The sequence below is a fragment of the Pseudomonas sp. HMSC066A08 genome, assembly GCF_001813025.1.
GTDB classification, from domain to species: Bacteria; Pseudomonadota; Gammaproteobacteria; order Pseudomonadales; family Pseudomonadaceae; genus Pseudomonas; species Pseudomonas aeruginosa.
In genome coordinates this window covers 49,962-65,330 of sequence record NZ_KV811287.1, presented here as the reverse complement: position 1 = coordinate 65,330, position 15,369 = coordinate 49,962, and the positions used below count along the sequence as shown (strand labels likewise).

Here is a 15,369-nt window from a genome sequence, read left to right as displayed (position 1 = left end):
CTCGGCCGACTCCGGCGCGCTGGTGGTGGACATGATCGCCTCCGGCGGCAAGGACCGCTCGCCGGTCTGGCAACGGATCTTCTGGTCGGTGCTGATGGGCGTGGTGGCCATCGCCCTGCTTCTCGCCGACGGTCTCAAGGCCCTGCAGACCGCCACCATCGCCAGCGCCCTGCCGTTCCTGATCATCCTCATGACCTCGACCTGGGGCCTGTTCAAGGCGCTGCACCTGGACGCCACCAAACGCGACATCCGCTACCAGGCGTTGACCGTCTCGCGCCCCAGCGGGCGTAACGCCGGCGGCATCGACAGCGACGGCTGGCAACGACGCCTGCGCACCATCGCCATGTTCCCCCGGCGCAGCCACGTCAAGCGCTTCATCGCCGAGGTGGCGCGGCCGGCCTGCGAGGAGGTCGCCGGCGAACTGCGCAAGCAGGGCTACGAGGTCCAGGTGCAGGACGGCGAGGACTGCCGGGTGCGCCTGGAGGTCAGCCACGGCGGCGAGGCCGACTTCGTCTACGAGGTCCGCCCACGCGCCTTCGCCACGCCGAGCTTCGTGATGCGCGATGGCGAGGACAACAGCGAAGCGCGCAAGTACTTCCGAGCCGAAGTCCACCTGCTGGAAGGCGGCCAGGACTACGACGTGATGGGCTGGAGCCGCGAGGGGGTGATCGGCGACATCCTCGACCAGTACGAGAAACACCTGCACTTCCTGCACGTGGTGCGCTGAATGGAGGAGGCCGGCTTACGCCGGCCTCTGCCTTTCCCACCTACTGGATCTGTTCCGGGGTAACGATCACCCAGTCCTTGTCCGCCGTCACCGGCAGGCCGGCCTTGGCCTGGGCGGCGGAGTGCTCCTGGATCATGCCATTGAGCTGATCCATGTACTTGGCCTTGCGGTTGATCCACAGGTGCACGCCGTGTTCCGCGGTGCCGTTGAACAGCATGTAGCCGTCGCTGTCCGGGGTATCCCCGGCGACCAGGACCGGTCGCTTCCAGCGGTCGATGTAGGTGAGGATCGCAGCCTGCTTGCCGGCCATCCAGGTCGCCGGGGTCCACAGGTAGGGGGTCACCTCCAGGTCGAGGTTGGCCTTGGGATCGTACTTGCCCTCGGCGATCTGCTTGCGCGCGGTGGTCAGCTCGCCGGTCTTGCGGTTCTTCAGCAGGGTGGTGACGCCGATGACGTTCTCCGGCTTGGCGTTGTAACCATACCTGGGGTCCGCCGCGACCATCCGCACCAGTTCCTCGTGGGCCGCGCTGATCACGTAGACCTCGATGCCGTTTTCCATCAGCTTGTTGTACAGCTCGCGCTGGCCGCTGAACACGCGCGGCGGCTCGACGTCGAGCGTGGCGAGCTTGTCGCCGTCGTAATAGGTGGCGGGGATCGGCTTGCCGTAGGCCATCAGTTCGTCGACATAGCCCTTCAGCTCCCTGAGGGTGAAGCCTGAGAACACCTGGGCGACCCAGGGATAGCAGACCATGTCGTCGATCTCGCAAAGCCGGTAGTAGTAGCTGAACAGGCTCTCCTTGTGCCCGGCCCGGTCCTTGAACGGGATCAGTTTCAGCGAAGGGTCGAGCCTGTCGCGGGTCAGCACGCCCTTCATTTCCAGATAGGGCAGCAGCGATTCTTCCAGGTCGTAGCGATAGCTGGTGTTGTCCATGTCGAACACGGCGTAGGCGCCCTTGTTCGCGTTGGCCTCGATCAGCGCATTCAGTTGCCTGGCGGCGGGGGCCGGCCAGTGCTCGAGTTCGGTGGCGCTGGCCTGGCCGACTGCGGCGGCGAGCGCCAGCGCGGCGAGTATTCCTTTGGCGAAGGTCATGGCGGGTTCCTTTGGGCGGTTGGAAGGAAGCTCCGTCCCCTGCCGCTCCCGACAGGCAACGACCAACGACCCTAGCGCAAACCCTGCGCCCGGCCCAGCGACGGCAGCGACCTGTAACGTCGCGTCAGCGCCAGGAGTTGTCCGGCGGCGTCACGCCAGCCGCTCGACGACGGGCAGACGCATCGCCGCCACCTCCGCGAGGAGGAAGTCGCGCAATCGCTGGAAGCGTTCCTGTCCCCTGCGGGCGCGAGGCCAGACCAGGTGATAGCTTTCGCCGCTGGCCACCGCCACCGGCCAGGGCAGGCCGATGCGGCCCTGGGCGACATCCTCGGCGACCATCACCAGGTCGCCGATGGACACGCCATAGCCTCGCGCGGCGGCGACGATGCCCAGTTCCAGCGTGTCGAACACCTGGCCGCCCTTGAGCGACACCTCGTCCCCCAGCCCGGTCCGTTGCAGCCAGCGTCGCCAGTCGCGACGATCCGGCGTGGGATGCAGCAACTCGCTGTCACGCAGGCGTTCGAGGGTCCAGGGCTCCACGGCCTCGTCGGGATCGCAGACCGGCACCAGCCATTCGGCGAACAGCGCTGCCGTTTCCCATTCCGGGCTGAACTGGCCGCTGCCCAGCAATACCGCGCAGTCGAAGGGCTCGCGCTGGAAATCCACCGAGTCCACATCCATCCAGGCACTGGTGAGCTGCACCTCGATATCCGGGTTCAGGTGGCGGAAGCGGCTCAGGCGCGGTAGCAGCCAGCGCAGGGTAAGGGTGGAAGGCGCCTTCAGGCGCAGGGTGGCGTCGTCCACGTGCAGGGCGGTGCAGGCCCGTTCCAGCGCATCGAAGCCGTCGCGCAGCCCGGGCAGCAGCAGGCGTGCCGGCTCGGTCAGCTGCAATTGGCGGCCATGGCGCTCGAACAGACGACAACCGAAGTGCTCCTCCAGGGTACGGATGTGCCGGCTCACCGCGCTCTGGGTTATCGCCAGTTCCTCGCCGGCGCGGGTGAAAGAGGCATGCCGGGCGGCAGCCTCGAAGGCGCGCAGGGCATACAGCGGGGGCAGGCGACGGGTCATTGGGGAATTACCTTTTCATGACTTTTACTCATGCCTGGCATCTTGTTTTTCCTTTTGTGGAGCCATGCCAACCGCACCGAGAATAGTCGCATTCTCAGCGCCGACAGGCCATCGCGGCAACCATCTCCTCCTGAGCCTTACTCATCCATGTCCTCGCCATCCCTCGTCGAACTCAAAGCCATCCTGCGCCTGGCGGGCCCGTTGATCGCCGCCCAGTTGGCCTATGTCGCCATGGTCTTCACCGACACCGTGATGATGGGCAAACTCGGCCCCGACGCGCTGGCCGCCGGCGGCCTGGGCGCGGTCAGCTACGCCTTCGTCTCGACGTTCTGTGTCGGCGTGGTGGCAGCGGTCGGCAACCTGGTGGCGATCCGTCACGGCTGCGACGACGCCGCTGGCGCCGCCGCGGCCGCTCGCTCCGGACTCTGGGTCGGCGCCGCGCTGGCCCTGGCCGCCGGCCTGCTGCTATGGAACCTGCGGCCGCTGCTGCTGGTCTTCGGCCAGGCGCCGCAGACGGTGGACGGCGCCATGCAGTTCCTCCACAGCCTGACATTCGCCCTGCCCGGCTACATGACCTTCATGGTCCTGCGCGGCTTCACCAGCGCCATCGACCGCGCCGGCCCGGTGATGGCGATCAGCGTGCTCGGCGCGCTGGCCAACCTGGCTCTCAACTATTCCTTCATAGAAGGCCTGTTCGGCCTGCCGCGCCTGGGCCTGGCCGGTATCGGCCTGGTCACCGCCCTCGTCATGAACTGCATGCCGCTGCTGCTGGCCCTGTATATCCGCCTGCAGCCGGCCTATGCCAAGTACTCGCTGCTGCGCGGATTGGGACGGCCGCAGCGGGCGATGGTCGAGGAGATCCTGCGCCTGGGGCTGCCCATCGGTGGCACCTACGCGGTGGAGTCGGGGATGTTCACGGTCGCCACCCTGTGCATGGGCATCATCGGCGATCACGCCCTGGCCGCGCACCAGATCGCCATCCAGGCGGTATACGTGGCGTTCATGGTGCCGGTGGGGTTGTCGTACGCCACCACCTACCGCATCGGCCAGCATTTCGGCGCCGGTCGCCTGCTCGAAGCACGCCGCGCCGGGCGCGTCGGCATCGGCTTCGGCGCGCTGTGCATGCTGCTCTTCGCCGGGCTCTTCTGGTGGATGCCGGAGGCCATCATCGGCCTGTTCCTCGACCGCGAAGCCCCGGCCAACCGGGAGGTGGCCGCGATGGCCGTCTCGCTGCTGGCGATCGCCGCCTGGTTCGAGCTGTTCGACGGCACCCAGAACGTCGCCATGGGCGCGATCCGCGGTCTCAAGGACGCCCGCACCACCTTCCTGGTCGGCCTGGCCTGCTACTGGCTGGTCGGCGTGCCGCTGGCCTGCCTGCTGGCGTTCGCGGCCGGCTGGGGCGCCGCGGGCGTCTGGTGGGGGCTGGCCGGCGGCCTGGCCTGCGCGGCCATCGGCCTGACCCTGGCCTTCGAGTGGAAGACCGCGCGGTTGCTGCCGAAAGCCACGGCCAGCGAGACGTCGGCGCTCAATTGCCGAGCGACTGGCCGCGCTGCGCCGAGCGCTCGCCGATGCCCAGGAAACGCGCCAGTTCCGCCAGCGGCAGCGGCGGACTGATCCAGTAGCCCTGCACCTGGTCGCAACCGAAATCGCGCAACTGCTCCTGCTGGCGCAGGGTCTCCACGCCTTCGGCAACCACTTCCAGGTTGAGGTTGTGCGCCAGGTTGATCATCGCCCGCACCAGTTGGAAGTTTTCCGCCCGCTGGTCCATGCCGCCGACGAAGCTGCGGTCGATCTTCAACAGGGTGATCGGCAGGCTATTGAGGTGGACGAAGGACGAGAAACCGGTGCCGAAGTCGTCCAGCGAAAAGCGCACGCCCAGTTGGCCGAGCGCCTGCATGGTCTGCAGCACCTGGTCGCTGCGCCGCATCACGGCGGTCTCGGTCAGTTCGAACTCGAGCCAGCGCGCGTCGACGCCGTGCTCTTCGATCAACCGTTGCAGGGTCGGCAGCAACTGGCTGTCCTGGAACTGGCGGAACGACAGGTTCACCGCCATGTGCAACGGCTCCAGGCCGCGCCCGTTGAGCCACTGCATGTCGCGCAGGGCGCGGGCGATGACCCAGTAGCCGAGCGGCACGATCAGCCCGCTTTCCTCGGCCAGCGGGACGAACTCGCTGGGCGTGAGCAGGCCCCGCTCGCCGTGGCGCCAGCGCACCAGCGCCTCCAGGCCGACGATGCGCCCGCTGTCCAGGCACAGTCGCGGCTGGTAGTGCAGCTCCAGCTCGTCGCGACGCAGCGCCCGGCGCAGTTCGGCTTCGAGGTCGGCGAGGCTGCGCACGCCACGGTTGATGCGCTCGTCGAAGACGTGGAAGGTGCAACCCTGGCGGCTCTTGGCCTGCTGCATGGCGATGTGCGCATGCCACATCAGCGGGTCGGCGCCTTCGTCGGCACGGGCGTGGGCGAGTCCCAGGCTGCAACCCAGCAACAGGCTCTCGCCATCGATCCAGTAGGGCTCGCCGAGGCATTCGACGATGCGTTCGGCGACCCGCTCGGCGCGTTGCGGATCGCGACGGGTGTCCAGCAGCAGGGCGAACTCGTCGCTGCCCAGGCGCGCCAGGCTGTCGCCGTTCTCCATGAAGCCGCGCAGGCGGTTGACCACCTGCAGGATCAGGCGGTCGCCGCCCTGGTGGCCGAGGGAATCGTTGACGTGACGGAAGTTGTCCAGGTCGAGATGGCCGAGTACCAGGCCACGCCCGTCGAATTCGCTGAGGCGCGCCGCGAGCAGGGTCTGGAAGCCCTGGCGGTTGGCGATGCCGGTCAGCGGATCCTGCTCGGCGAGCAGTTGCAGGGTCGCCTGCAAACCCAGGCGCTCGCGCGCGTAGCGCAGGCAGCGGCGCAGGCTGTCCTCGGAGAGCTGTTCGGCGGCCAGCCAGTCGACCACCCCGACCGGCGCCTGCGCCGGCTCCTGCTGCAACAGCAGGATCACCGGCCAGGGACAGGGAGTCCCCAGCGGCAGGCAGGCCGGCGTGGCCAGGAGCAGCCCGCGGGGCTCGGCGGCGAACAGGGTGGCCGCACCCTCCCAGGTGGTGACGATGCTCAGCGAAAAGGCAGGCCCCAACGCTCTCAGGCGTTCACCTAGCAGTGGCGCCCAGTCTGGCGTATCCGCCAGAAGGAGCAGGCGCAAGGGTTCTGCGGGCGCTGACAAGCAACCTCCAAAGTTTTAAGAATCTTCGTAAAGAACGAACGGCATCATCCTAATGCGGTAGGGAATCTACAGCAAAATGGCGTGAACGATCTCGGGATCGGTCACAGCTTGCACGCTAATTCTCGCGGATGCCAGCCAGCCTGTTAGAATACGCCCCCGCTTCAACCCTCTCTTCCGGCCTGTTCCTATGTCCCGACTCAATCCCCGGCAGCAAGAAGCCGTGAACTACGTCGGCGGTCCCCTGCTGGTCCTGGCTGGCGCCGGCTCCGGCAAGACCAGCGTGATCACCCGCAAGATCGCCTATCTCGTCCAGCAGTGCGGTATCCGCGCCCAGTACATCGTCGCCGTGACCTTCACCAACAAGGCCGCGCGGGAGATGAAGGAGCGCGTCGGTACCCTGCTGCGCGGCGGCGAGGGCAAGGGCCTGACCGTCTCGACCTTCCACAACCTCGGCCTGAACATCATCCGCAAGGAGCACGAGCGGCTCGGCTACAAGCCCGGCTTCTCGATCTTCGACGAGTCGGACATCAAGGCGCTGCTGACCGACATCATGCAGAAGGAGTATTCCGGGGACGACGGCGTCGACGAGATCAAGAACTACATAGGCGCCTGGAAGAACGACCTGATCCTTCCGGAGGAGGCGCTGGAAAAGGCCCGCAACCCCAAGGAACAGACCGCCGCGATCGTCTACCTGCATTACCAGCGTACCCTGCGCGCCTACAACGCGGTGGACTTCGACGACCTGATCCTGCAACCGGTGAAGCTGTTCCAGGAACATCCGGACGTCCTCCAGAAGTGGCAGAACAAGGTGCGCTACATGCTGGTGGACGAGTACCAGGACACCAACGCCAGCCAATACCTGCTGGTCAAGCTGCTGGTGAAGGACCGCGCCCAGTTCACCGTGGTCGGCGACGACGACCAGTCGATCTACGCCTGGCGCGGCGCGCGTCCGGAAAACCTGATGCAGCTGAAGGAAGACTTCCCTTCCCTGAAGGTGGTGATGCTGGAGCAGAACTACCGCTCCACCAGCCGCATCCTCAAGTGCGCGAACGTCCTCATCGCCAACAACCCGCACGTATTCGAGAAGCAGTTGTGGAGCGAGATGGGCCACGGCGATCCGATCCGGGTGATCCGCTGCCGCAACGAGGACGCCGAGGCCGAGCGCATCGCCATGGAAATCCTCACCCTGCACCTGCGCACCGAGCGGCCGTACAGCGAGTTCGCCATCCTCTACCGTGGCAACCACCAGGCCAAGCTGATGGAGCTGAAGCTCCAGCACCACCAGATTCCCTATCGGCTCTCCGGCGGCACCAGCTTCTTCGGGCGCCAGGAAGTGAAGGACCTGATGTCCTACTTCCGCCTGCTGGTGAACCCCGACGACGACAACGCCTTCCTCAGGGTGATCAACGTGCCGCGCCGGGAAATCGGTTCGGCGACCCTGGAGAAGCTCGGCAACTACGCCACCCAGCGCAAGATCTCGATGTACGCCGCCTGCGACGAGATGGGCCTGGCCGAGCACCTCGACAGCCGTTTCCACGAACGCCTGCAACGCTTCAAGCGCTGGATGGACGGTATCCGCCGACAGTGTGCGGAGAACGAGCCGATCGCCGTGCTGCGCAGCATGGTGATGGACATCGACTACGAGAACTGGCTGCGGCAGAACGCCTCCAGCGACAAGGTCGCCGAATTCCGCATGAGCAACGTCTGGTTCCTCATCGAGGCACTGAAGAACACCCTCGAGCGCGACGAGGAAGGCGACATGACCATCGAGCAGGCCATCGCCAAGCTGGTCCTGCGCGACATGCTGGAGCGCCAGCAGGAAGAAGAGGAAGGCGCCGAAGGCGTGCAGATGATGACCCTGCACGCGTCGAAGGGGCTGGAGTTCCCCTACGTGTTCATCATGGGCATGGAGGAAGAGATCCTGCCCCATCGCTCCAGCATCGAGGCCGACACGGTGGAAGAGGAGCGCCGCCTGGCCTACGTCGGCATCACCCGCGCGCGGCAGAACCTGGCGATGACCTTCGCCGCCAAGCGCAAGCAGTATGGCGAGATCATCGACTGCTCGCCGAGCCGCTTCCTCGACGAACTTCCCCCCGAAGACCTCGAGTGGGAAGGCATGGAAGATGCCCCGCAAGAGGTCAAGGCGGCCAAGGGCAACGCCGCCCTCGCCGACATCCGCGCCATGCTCAAGCGCTGAGCCTGCCGCGCCTCGACTGTCTCGTTTTTCACAAAAGTGTCTTGCCCGATGCCTAGCCTCGGGCGAGGAACTTTTGCCGTTCCACGCGCGACCAAAATTAGCTAGCTAACGAATTCCATTCGAGGACAGCTTCATGTCGAGCAAGAAAGTCGCCGAGATCGTCGTGGAAACCCTGGAAGCCGCCGGCATCCGCCATTGCTATGGCATCGTCGGGGACACCCTCAACCATGTCACCGACGCCATCCATCGCAGCCAGATCCAATGGGTCCACGTGCGCCACGAAGAAGCGGCGGCCTTCGCCGCGGGCGCCGAGTCCTACATCAGCGGACGCCTGACCGCCTGCGCCGGCTCCTGCGGACCGGGCAGCCTGCACTTCATCAACGGCGTCTACGAGGCCCAGCGCAACCGCGCGCCGATGGTGCTGATCGCCAGCCAGATCGTCACCCCGCAACTGGGCATGGAGTTTCCCCAGGAGGTCGACTTCAAGGCGGTCTACGCCAGTTGCTCGGTGTTCTGCGAGCAGGTGCACAGCCCGGAACAGGCGCGCCGGGTGGTGGCCCTGGCCTGCCAGGCGGCGCTCAACCGGCGCGGCGTGGCGGTGGTGATCCTGCCGGCCGACATCAGCCAGGCCACGGTGAAGGACGACCTGCCGTTCTCGGTGCATTTCCCGCAACCGGTGCTGCGACCCAGCGACGCCGAACTGCAGGACGTCGCCCGCCTGCTGGCCCACGGCAAGAAGATCGGCATCTACGCCGGCTCCGGCTGCCAGGGCGCCCACGACCTGCTGGTGGCCCTCGCCGACCGCCTCAAGGCGCCCATCGCGCACACGTCGCGGGCCAAGGACTTCGTCGAGTACGACAACCCCTTCAACATGGGCATGACCGGTATGCTCGGGATCGAGTCCGGCTTCCACATGATGACCGAGTGCGACACCCTCCTGCTGCTCGGCGCCGACTTCGCCTGGGCGCAGTTCTATCCGCAGAAGGCCACCCTGATCCAGGTCGACCGCGACGGCAGCCACCTGGGCCGCCGCCACCCCATCGATCTCGGCGTGGTCGGCGACGTGATCCCCACCCTCGAGGCGCTCCTGCCGCTGCTCGAAGCCCGCGAGGAGCGCAGCTTCCTCGACGAGTGCCTGGAGCACCGCGAGCGCTCGCTGCGAACGCTGGAAAAAGAGGAGCAAGCCGGCAAGGGCGAGCTGATCCATCCGCAGCACCTGGTCAGCCTGCTCGACCAGCACGCCAGCGAGGACGCCCTGTTCACCGCAGACGGCGGCTCGGCGATGGTCTGGCTGTTGCGTCACATCCACAGCAACGGCAAGCGCCGCACCCTCACCAGCCTGGTCCACGGCACCATGGCCAACGCCATGCCCCAGGCGCTGGGACTGAAGAAGGCCTACCCCGAGCGCCAGGTGATCTCGATCTCCGGCGACGGCGGCCTGGCCATGCTGCTCGGCGACCTGCTGACGGCCATCCAGGAAAAACTGCCGATCAAGGTAGTGGTGCTGAACAATGCCTCGCTGAACTTCGTCGAGCTGGAACAGAAGGTCGAGGGCCTGCTGGACAACTACACCGACCTGCTCAACCCGGACTTCGCCCGTCTCGCCGAGGTGATCGGCTTCCACGGGCGTAAGGTGACGCGCTCCGAGGATCTCGAGGCGGCGGTGCAGGAGTTCCTCGCCCAGCCCGGTCCGGCGCTGCTGGACGTGCATACCAACCCTGCGGAGCTGGTGATGCCGCCGAAGATCGAGTTCGGCCAGGTCGCCGACACCGCGCTCTACGCCGCCAAGGCCGTGCTCAGCGGACGCTTCAAGGACGTCGAGACGCTACTGGTGAACAACCTGCTGAAATGAGCCGACAGCGGCGCGGCCCGCCTGCCACGGGGCCGCGCCGGGCAGGTGCGGATTCCTGACCACTCGATCATGTTCGCTCGTCCGAGAGAACGTCGCGCGCGGCGCCGGCTGGCGGTACAATGCCGCGCTTCATCAGCGACAGCCGCTTCGCAGGAAGCCACCCGTGGACATTCTCAAAGACAAAATCCGCTCGGAAGGCATCGTCCTTTCCGAGCACGTACTCAAGGTCGACGCCTTTCTCAACCACCAGATCGACCCGCAGTTGATGCAGCAGGTCGGTCACGCGTTCGCCACGCGCTTCCGCGACCAGGGCATCACCAAGATCGTCACCATCGAGGCTTCCGGCATCGCCCCGGCGGTCATGGCCGGCCTGGAGCTGGGCGTCCCGGTGATCTTCGCCCGCAAGTACCAGTCGCTGACCCTGAAGGACAACCTGTACATCTCCAAGGTGTTCTCCTTCACCAAGCAGACCGAGAGCACCATCGCCATCTCGGCCAAGCACCTGAACGCCCACGACCACGTGCTGGTGATCGACGACTTCCTCGCCAACGGCCATGCCGCCAAGGCGCTGATCGACCTGATCGGCCAGGCCGGCGCTAGCATCGCCGGGCTCGGCATCGTCATCGAGAAATCCTTCCAGGATGGCCGCGCCCTGCTGGAAAGCGAAGGCTATCGGGTCGAGTCCCTGGCCCGGGTGAAATCGCTGGCCGGCGGCCAGGTCGAGTTCCTCGACTGAGCGCCACTCAGCCCCGCTCTTCCTGGCTGGCTCGCAGGCCAGCCAGCAGCAAGCGCTGGTAGAGTTCCTCGCGAAGCCCCTGCGGGTCGTCCAGGTCCATGCGCCGCAGATGCGCCGGGTAGGCTTCTGGCTCCGGCGCGTCCAGGGTCGCCTTGCCCAGTTCGAGGATCTCGCTCAGCTTCAGCTTGCGCTTGAGCCAACCCAGCGCCCGCAGCAGGTCCTGCTCGACCTCGTCGAAATCGCTGCCCAGGGGAAACTCCGGCAGCGCCGCTGCGTGGGCCTGGTGCAAGGCCTGCAGGCGCTCCGGAGTATTGTTGCGATAGCGTTCGGGGAGGACGAAATCCTTCGGCAGCTTGCCGGCCGCCTGGGCCTGCTCGGCCAGCGCCTGCTGGAAGCGCGAGTCGGCGATGGCCAGCAGCGCGGCGATCACTTCCGCGTCGTTCTTGCCGCGCAGGTCGGCGATCCCATACTCGGTGACCACCATGTCACGCAAGTGCCGGGGAATGGTGGTGTGGGCGTACTGCCAGACGATGTTCGAACTGACTTCCCCGCCGGATTCGCGCCAGCTACGCAGCATCAGGATCGAACGTGCGCCCTCCAGCTCGTGGGCCTGGGCGACGAAGTTGTACTGCCCGCCGACTCCACTGAGTACCCGGCCGTCCTCCAACTGGTCGGCGACCCCGGCGCCGAGCAGGGTCACGGTGAAGGCGCTGTTGATGAAGCGCGCGTCGCGCCGCTGCAGGCGCTTCAGCTCTTCCTGGCGGTACAGGTTGTTGACGAAGCCGATGCCGGTCATGCCGATCCCGGCGCGCTCTTCCAGCGACATCTCGCGCAGGCGCCGGTAGAACGCCAACGGACCGAGGAAAAAGCCGCCGTGCAGCCACACCCCGCCCTCCACCGGCGCCTCACCGCGCTCGGCGGCACGCTGTCGCGCTTCGTCGGGGTAGACCCGGCGGCTCAGTACGCCGGCCTCGGCCAACGCCAGCAGACCCGGCACGAACATCTCGCTGCAACCGTAGAGCCCCCGGCGGAACGGCTCCAGGCCGCCGTCGCGCTCGACCGCCTCGGCCCAGCGCGCACGCACACCCAGCTCGTCGATCAACGCCCGGTAGGTGGCGTTGTCGCGCTGGCGCAGCAGCAGGGCGGCGGTCAGCGCGTCGCCCATCGAGCCGATGCCGATCTGCAGGGTGCCGCCGTCGCGCACCAGCGCGCTGGCGTGGAGACCGATGCAGTGGTCCTGCAGGTTGACCGGCATGTTCGGCGTGGAGAACAGCCGGCTGCTTTCCGCCGGCGCGTCGATCAGCAGGTCGAATACCGACTCCTCGACCTCGGCGTCGCCCGGCAGGTAGGGCAGGTCATCGTGGACCACGCCGATGGCGACGATGGTCTCGCCGGCGGCGCGGCGCTTCTCCAGCATCGGCAGGAGGTCCAGGGTGATATCCGGGTTGCAGGCCAGGCTCAGCTTGCCCGGCCGCTCGGGATGCCGCGCCACCAGTTGGGCTACCGCGTTGACGCCCTTGGCGTTGATGTCGCGGGCGACGTGGCTGTAGTTGCAGCTGATGTAGTGCTGCTGCGCCGGCGCGCTGTCCAGCAGGCTGCCGGGCTGCAGGTAGAACTCCTCGACGCGGATGTTCGCCGGCAGTTCGTCGCGGCGCAGGGCGTGCAGGTAATCCAGCTCCGGGTAGTCGGCGAAGACCCGTTCGGCGAAAGGCTCGAGGAAGCGCCGCTGCAGGTCGCCGGCGGCAGCGGGACGCCCCAGGGAAAGCGCGGTATACAGCGTCAGCTGGCGCTCCGGCAGGGTCCGCAGACGCTGGTAGAGCGCGTTGACCAGCCGGTTGGGCTTGCCCAGCCCGAGGGGCAGGCCCATGCGGATCGGGCCCTCGATGGTCTGCAGCAAGTGATCGACTGCGGCGTCGATGGAACAGGTTCGGCTCAAGACGATGCCCTCCGGCGAATGGGTAGCCGGAAGTTTGGACCCTGTTTGCCGGCGGGACGATCCGCCAGCGGGAAAAACCCGCACCGTGGATACGAAAAAGCCGCCAGAAGGCGGCTTTTCGCGACACTGTTCCGGCGTTGTTACAGGCCGGACATGTGCTTGATCGCGGCTTTCAGCTCGTCGTCCGAGCAATCGGCGCAGGTGCCTTTCGGCGGCATGGCGTTGATACCGGAAATCGCCTTGGCCAGCAGGCCATCGAGGCCGCCCTGCTCCTTGGCGCGCTTGCCCCACTCGGCCTTGTCGCCAATCTTCGGCGCGCCCAGCAGGCCAGTGCCGTGGCAGGTGTTGCAGGTCTTGCCGACGATGTCTTCGCCGGAACGCGCACCGCCGCCACCGGCGGCTGCCGCGACGGCGCCGACGCCTTCGCATTCCTTGCCTTGTACGCAGACCTTGCCTACCGGCTCGAGGCGCTTGGCGATCGCATCGTCAGTGGTCGTAGCCTGAGCGCTTACAGCCCACAGGGCCAACACGGCAGCTTGGGCCGCCAGCATTTTTTTAATCAGGTTCACCCTTACACCCTCATCGTGGCTTATCACACCCGGGCACGATACCGATCACTGCGGGCCGCGCGGGCGGGCGCAAGTATAACGGCAAAGAAAGCCCGGCAGAAACAATTGCACACCCTCGCAAAGCCTTGCGGCATTAGGTCGCAGCCCCGCATGCCCCTTGTCGGCCGGCGCCCTTGGGGCCCGGCGGGGTCTTGTGCTTCAGGTCAGAAATTTGCGGGCGTGGTGGCACTGATCAAGCGTGCCGGCACATCGTAGGGATTGCGAAAACGGTGCGGCTTGTTGCTCTCGAAATAGTAGCTGTCGCCGCGCTCGAGCACATAGGTCTCGCTGCCGACGGTCAGTTCCAGGCGCCCGTCGACCAGCACGCCGGCCTCCTCGCCTTCGTGGTTGAGCATTTCCTCGCCGGTGTCGGAGCCCGGCGGGTAGGTTTCGTCGAGGAAGGCGATCGCCCGGCTCGGGTGCGCCTTGCCCACCAGGCGCATGGACACCGCGCCGCTGGAAATATCGATCAGTTCGTCTGCCTTGTAGACAACCTGGGTATGGCTGTCCTGCTCCAGGTCCAGGGAGAAGAACTCCACCAGGGACATGGGGATACCGCCCAGCACCTTCTTCAGCGAACTGATGGAAGGGCTCACGCTGTTTTTCTCGATCATCGAGATAGTGCTGTTGGTGACACCCGCCCGTTTGGCGAGTTCGCGCTGGGAAAGACCTTTGAGCTTTCGGATGGTTTGCAGACGAGCACCGACGTCCAAGGGTGGAGTCCTCCTTATTCTTCTGGCAGGCAAGGCAAAACGAGGCCGCACACGGCTGGCGACCCCAAGTCGGCCGTATCATGGCAACACTGTTCAGTATTTACAACAGATCGGTCGACATGCCTGCGCAAAGAATTCGGAAAGTTTTTCTCAAGCCCCGGAATAGACGCGCGGCACCCTTTTCAGGTTGCACAACAGCTGGTAGGGAATGCTGCCGAACTGCGCCGCCAGGGCGCCGACCGGCACGTTCGGGCCCCATAGTTCGACCCGGCTGCCCAGCCCGGCCTGGGGATGGTCGGTAAGGTCGACGGTGAGCATGTCCATCGATACCCGGCCAACCAGGCGCCCGGGCTTGCCGTCGATGAACACCAGGGTGCCGTCGGCGGCGTGGCGCGGGTAGCCATCGGCGTAGCCCATGGCGACCACACCGATGCGCTGCCTACGCTCCGTGCTGTAGCGCGCGCCGTAGCCGACCGGTTCGCCGGCCGGCAGGTCGCGGACGCTGATCACCTTCGATTCCAGGGTCATCACCGGGCGCAAGCGGTCGGCCAGCGGATGTGTGCGCTCGAACGGCGTGGCTCCGTAGAGCAGGATGCCCGGACGTACCCAATCGCTGGGCACCTTCGGCCAGCCGAGCACGGCTGGCGAATTGCGCAGGCTGATCTCGCCTTCCAGGCCCTGGCTCGCGGCCGCGAAGGCGGCGAGCTGTTCCTCGGTGCGCGGGCAATCCAGTTCGTCGGCGCGGGAGAAGTGGCTCATCATCACGATCTTCGCCACCTTGCCGCTGGCCCGCAGGCGCTCGTGGGCGGCGCGGAAGTCCTCGGGGAAGAAGCCGACGCGGTGCATGCCCGAATCCATCTTCAGCCAGACGTTCAGCGGGCGGGCCAGGCTGGCGCGTTCGATCGCCTCCAATTGCCAGGCGCAATGCACCACGCACCAGAAGTCGTGGGCGACGATCAGCTCCAGCTCGGACGCCTCGAAGAAGCCCTCCAGCAGCAGGATCGGCTGGCGGATACCGGCCTCGCGCAGCTCCAGGCCTTCCTCGATGCAGGCCACGGCGAAGCCATCGGCCTCGGCCGCCAGCGCTTCGGCACAGCGCACCGCGCCGTGGCCGTATGCGTCCGCCTTGATCACCGCGAGCGCACGGGCGCCGGTGGCCTCGCGGGCCAGCCGATAGTTGTGACGAAGGGCTTGCAGGTCGATCAGGGCACGGGCGGGGCGCATGGCGACGGGTCTCTCT

Annotated in this window: 12 protein-coding genes; 5 read left to right on the top strand and 7 right to left on the bottom strand. The window is 66.5% G+C overall.

Annotated elements, in window-relative coordinates; genetic code table 11:
- Window positions 1–727 (top strand): BCCT family transporter (locus HMPREF2886_RS08995; RefSeq protein WP_177344448.1); only part of this gene is annotated, 727 nt, incomplete at its 5' end.
- Window positions 728–767: 40 nt separating this feature from the next.
- Here HMPREF2886_RS08995 and pchP read toward each other — a convergent pair.
- Window positions 768–1,817: a phosphorylcholine phosphatase gene (gene pchP, locus HMPREF2886_RS08990; protein ID WP_033978467.1), complete on the bottom strand. Its 1,050-nt coding sequence runs from the start codon at window positions 1,815–1,817 to the stop codon at window positions 768–770.
- Window positions 1,818–1,967: 150 nt separating this feature from the next.
- Complete coding sequence (locus HMPREF2886_RS08985; RefSeq protein ID WP_033970044.1) at window positions 1,968–2,885, bottom strand: LysR substrate-binding domain-containing protein; 918 nt, start codon at window positions 2,883–2,885, stop codon at window positions 1,968–1,970.
- 147 nt (window positions 2,886–3,032) lie between these two features.
- Between HMPREF2886_RS08985 and HMPREF2886_RS08980 the strand changes: the two genes are divergently transcribed.
- Window positions 3,033–4,499: a NorM family multidrug efflux MATE transporter gene (locus HMPREF2886_RS08980; RefSeq protein ID WP_033970045.1), complete on the top strand. Its 1,467-nt coding sequence runs from the start codon at window positions 3,033–3,035 to the stop codon at window positions 4,497–4,499.
- Here the strand turns inward: HMPREF2886_RS08980 and HMPREF2886_RS08975 are convergent.
- Window positions 4,411–6,087, bottom strand: coding sequence for a putative bifunctional diguanylate cyclase/phosphodiesterase (locus HMPREF2886_RS08975; RefSeq protein ID WP_033978469.1), 1,677 nt, complete (start codon window positions 6,085–6,087; stop codon window positions 4,411–4,413). The two genes, HMPREF2886_RS08980 and HMPREF2886_RS08975, sit on opposite strands and share 89 nt — an antisense overlap.
- Before the next feature lie 187 nt (window positions 6,088–6,274).
- On the opposite strand from HMPREF2886_RS08975, the gene rep reads away from it, so the two are divergent.
- From rep to HMPREF2886_RS08960, 3 genes are all read left to right on the top strand, one after another.
- Window positions 6,275–8,284: a DNA helicase Rep gene (gene rep / locus HMPREF2886_RS08970; protein ID WP_003110454.1), complete on the top strand. Its 2,010-nt coding sequence runs from the start codon at window positions 6,275–6,277 to the stop codon at window positions 8,282–8,284.
- Between the two features lie 133 nt (window positions 8,285–8,417).
- Window positions 8,418–10,136, top strand: a complete 1,719-nt coding sequence (locus HMPREF2886_RS08965; protein ID WP_033970047.1) for a thiamine pyrophosphate-dependent enzyme — start codon at window positions 8,418–8,420, stop codon at window positions 10,134–10,136.
- Window positions 10,137–10,299: 163 nt separating this feature from the next.
- Window positions 10,300–10,872 carry a xanthine phosphoribosyltransferase gene (locus HMPREF2886_RS08960; RefSeq protein ID WP_003110452.1) on the top strand — a complete coding sequence of 191 codons (573 nt, stop codon included), beginning with the start codon at window positions 10,300–10,302 and terminating at the stop codon, window positions 10,870–10,872.
- 7 nt (window positions 10,873–10,879) lie between these two features.
- Here HMPREF2886_RS08960 and HMPREF2886_RS08955 read toward each other — a convergent pair whose 3' ends face one another.
- The 4 genes from HMPREF2886_RS08955 to alr all read right to left on the bottom strand — a co-directional run bounded on the left by HMPREF2886_RS08955 (window position 10,880) and on the right by alr (window position 15,353).
- The gene (locus HMPREF2886_RS08955) at window positions 10,880–12,739 is read right to left on the bottom strand and encodes an acetyl-CoA hydrolase/transferase C-terminal domain-containing protein (protein WP_079387395.1); all 1,860 of its coding nucleotides are present in this window, start codon (window positions 12,737–12,739) and stop codon (window positions 10,880–10,882) included.
- A 209-nt stretch (window positions 12,740–12,948) separates the two neighbouring features.
- The gene (locus tag HMPREF2886_RS08950; RefSeq protein WP_031673978.1) at window positions 12,949–13,377 is read right to left on the bottom strand and encodes a c-type cytochrome; all 429 of its coding nucleotides are present in this window, start codon (window positions 13,375–13,377) and stop codon (window positions 12,949–12,951) included.
- Window positions 13,378–13,580: 203 nt separating this feature from the next.
- Window positions 13,581–14,129, bottom strand: a complete 549-nt coding sequence (locus HMPREF2886_RS08945; RefSeq protein WP_003096513.1) for a cupin domain-containing protein — start codon at window positions 14,127–14,129, stop codon at window positions 13,581–13,583.
- A gap of 150 nt (window positions 14,130–14,279) precedes the next feature.
- On the bottom strand, window positions 14,280–15,353 hold the full coding sequence (alr, locus tag HMPREF2886_RS08940; RefSeq protein WP_070747166.1) for an alanine racemase: 1,074 nt from the start codon (window positions 15,351–15,353) through the stop codon (window positions 14,280–14,282).
- Window positions 15,354–15,369: the final 16 nt, after the last annotated feature.

Excerpts from the sequence above, each read along its gene's own strand:
- pchP (WP_033978467.1), bottom strand. The coding sequence starts at position 1,817 with ATGACCTTCGCCAAAGGAATACTCGCCGCGCTGGCGCTCGCCGCCGCA.
- HMPREF2886_RS08985 (WP_033970044.1), bottom strand. The coding sequence starts at position 2,885 with ATGACCCGTCGCCTGCCCCCGCTGTATGCCCTGCGCGCCTTCGAGGCT.
- HMPREF2886_RS08980 (WP_033970045.1), top strand. The coding sequence starts at position 3,033 with ATGTCCTCGCCATCCCTCGTCGAACTCAAAGCCATCCTGCGCCTGGCG.
- rep (WP_003110454.1), top strand. The coding sequence starts at position 6,275 with ATGTCCCGACTCAATCCCCGGCAGCAAGAAGCCGTGAACTACGTCGGC.
- HMPREF2886_RS08965 (WP_033970047.1), top strand. The coding sequence starts at position 8,418 with ATGTCGAGCAAGAAAGTCGCCGAGATCGTCGTGGAAACCCTGGAAGCC.
- HMPREF2886_RS08955 (WP_079387395.1), bottom strand. The coding sequence starts at position 12,739 with ATGGGCCTGCCCCTCGGGCTGGGCAAGCCCAACCGGCTGGTCAACGCG.
- alr (WP_070747166.1), bottom strand. The coding sequence starts at position 15,353 with ATGCGCCCCGCCCGTGCCCTGATCGACCTGCAAGCCCTTCGTCACAAC.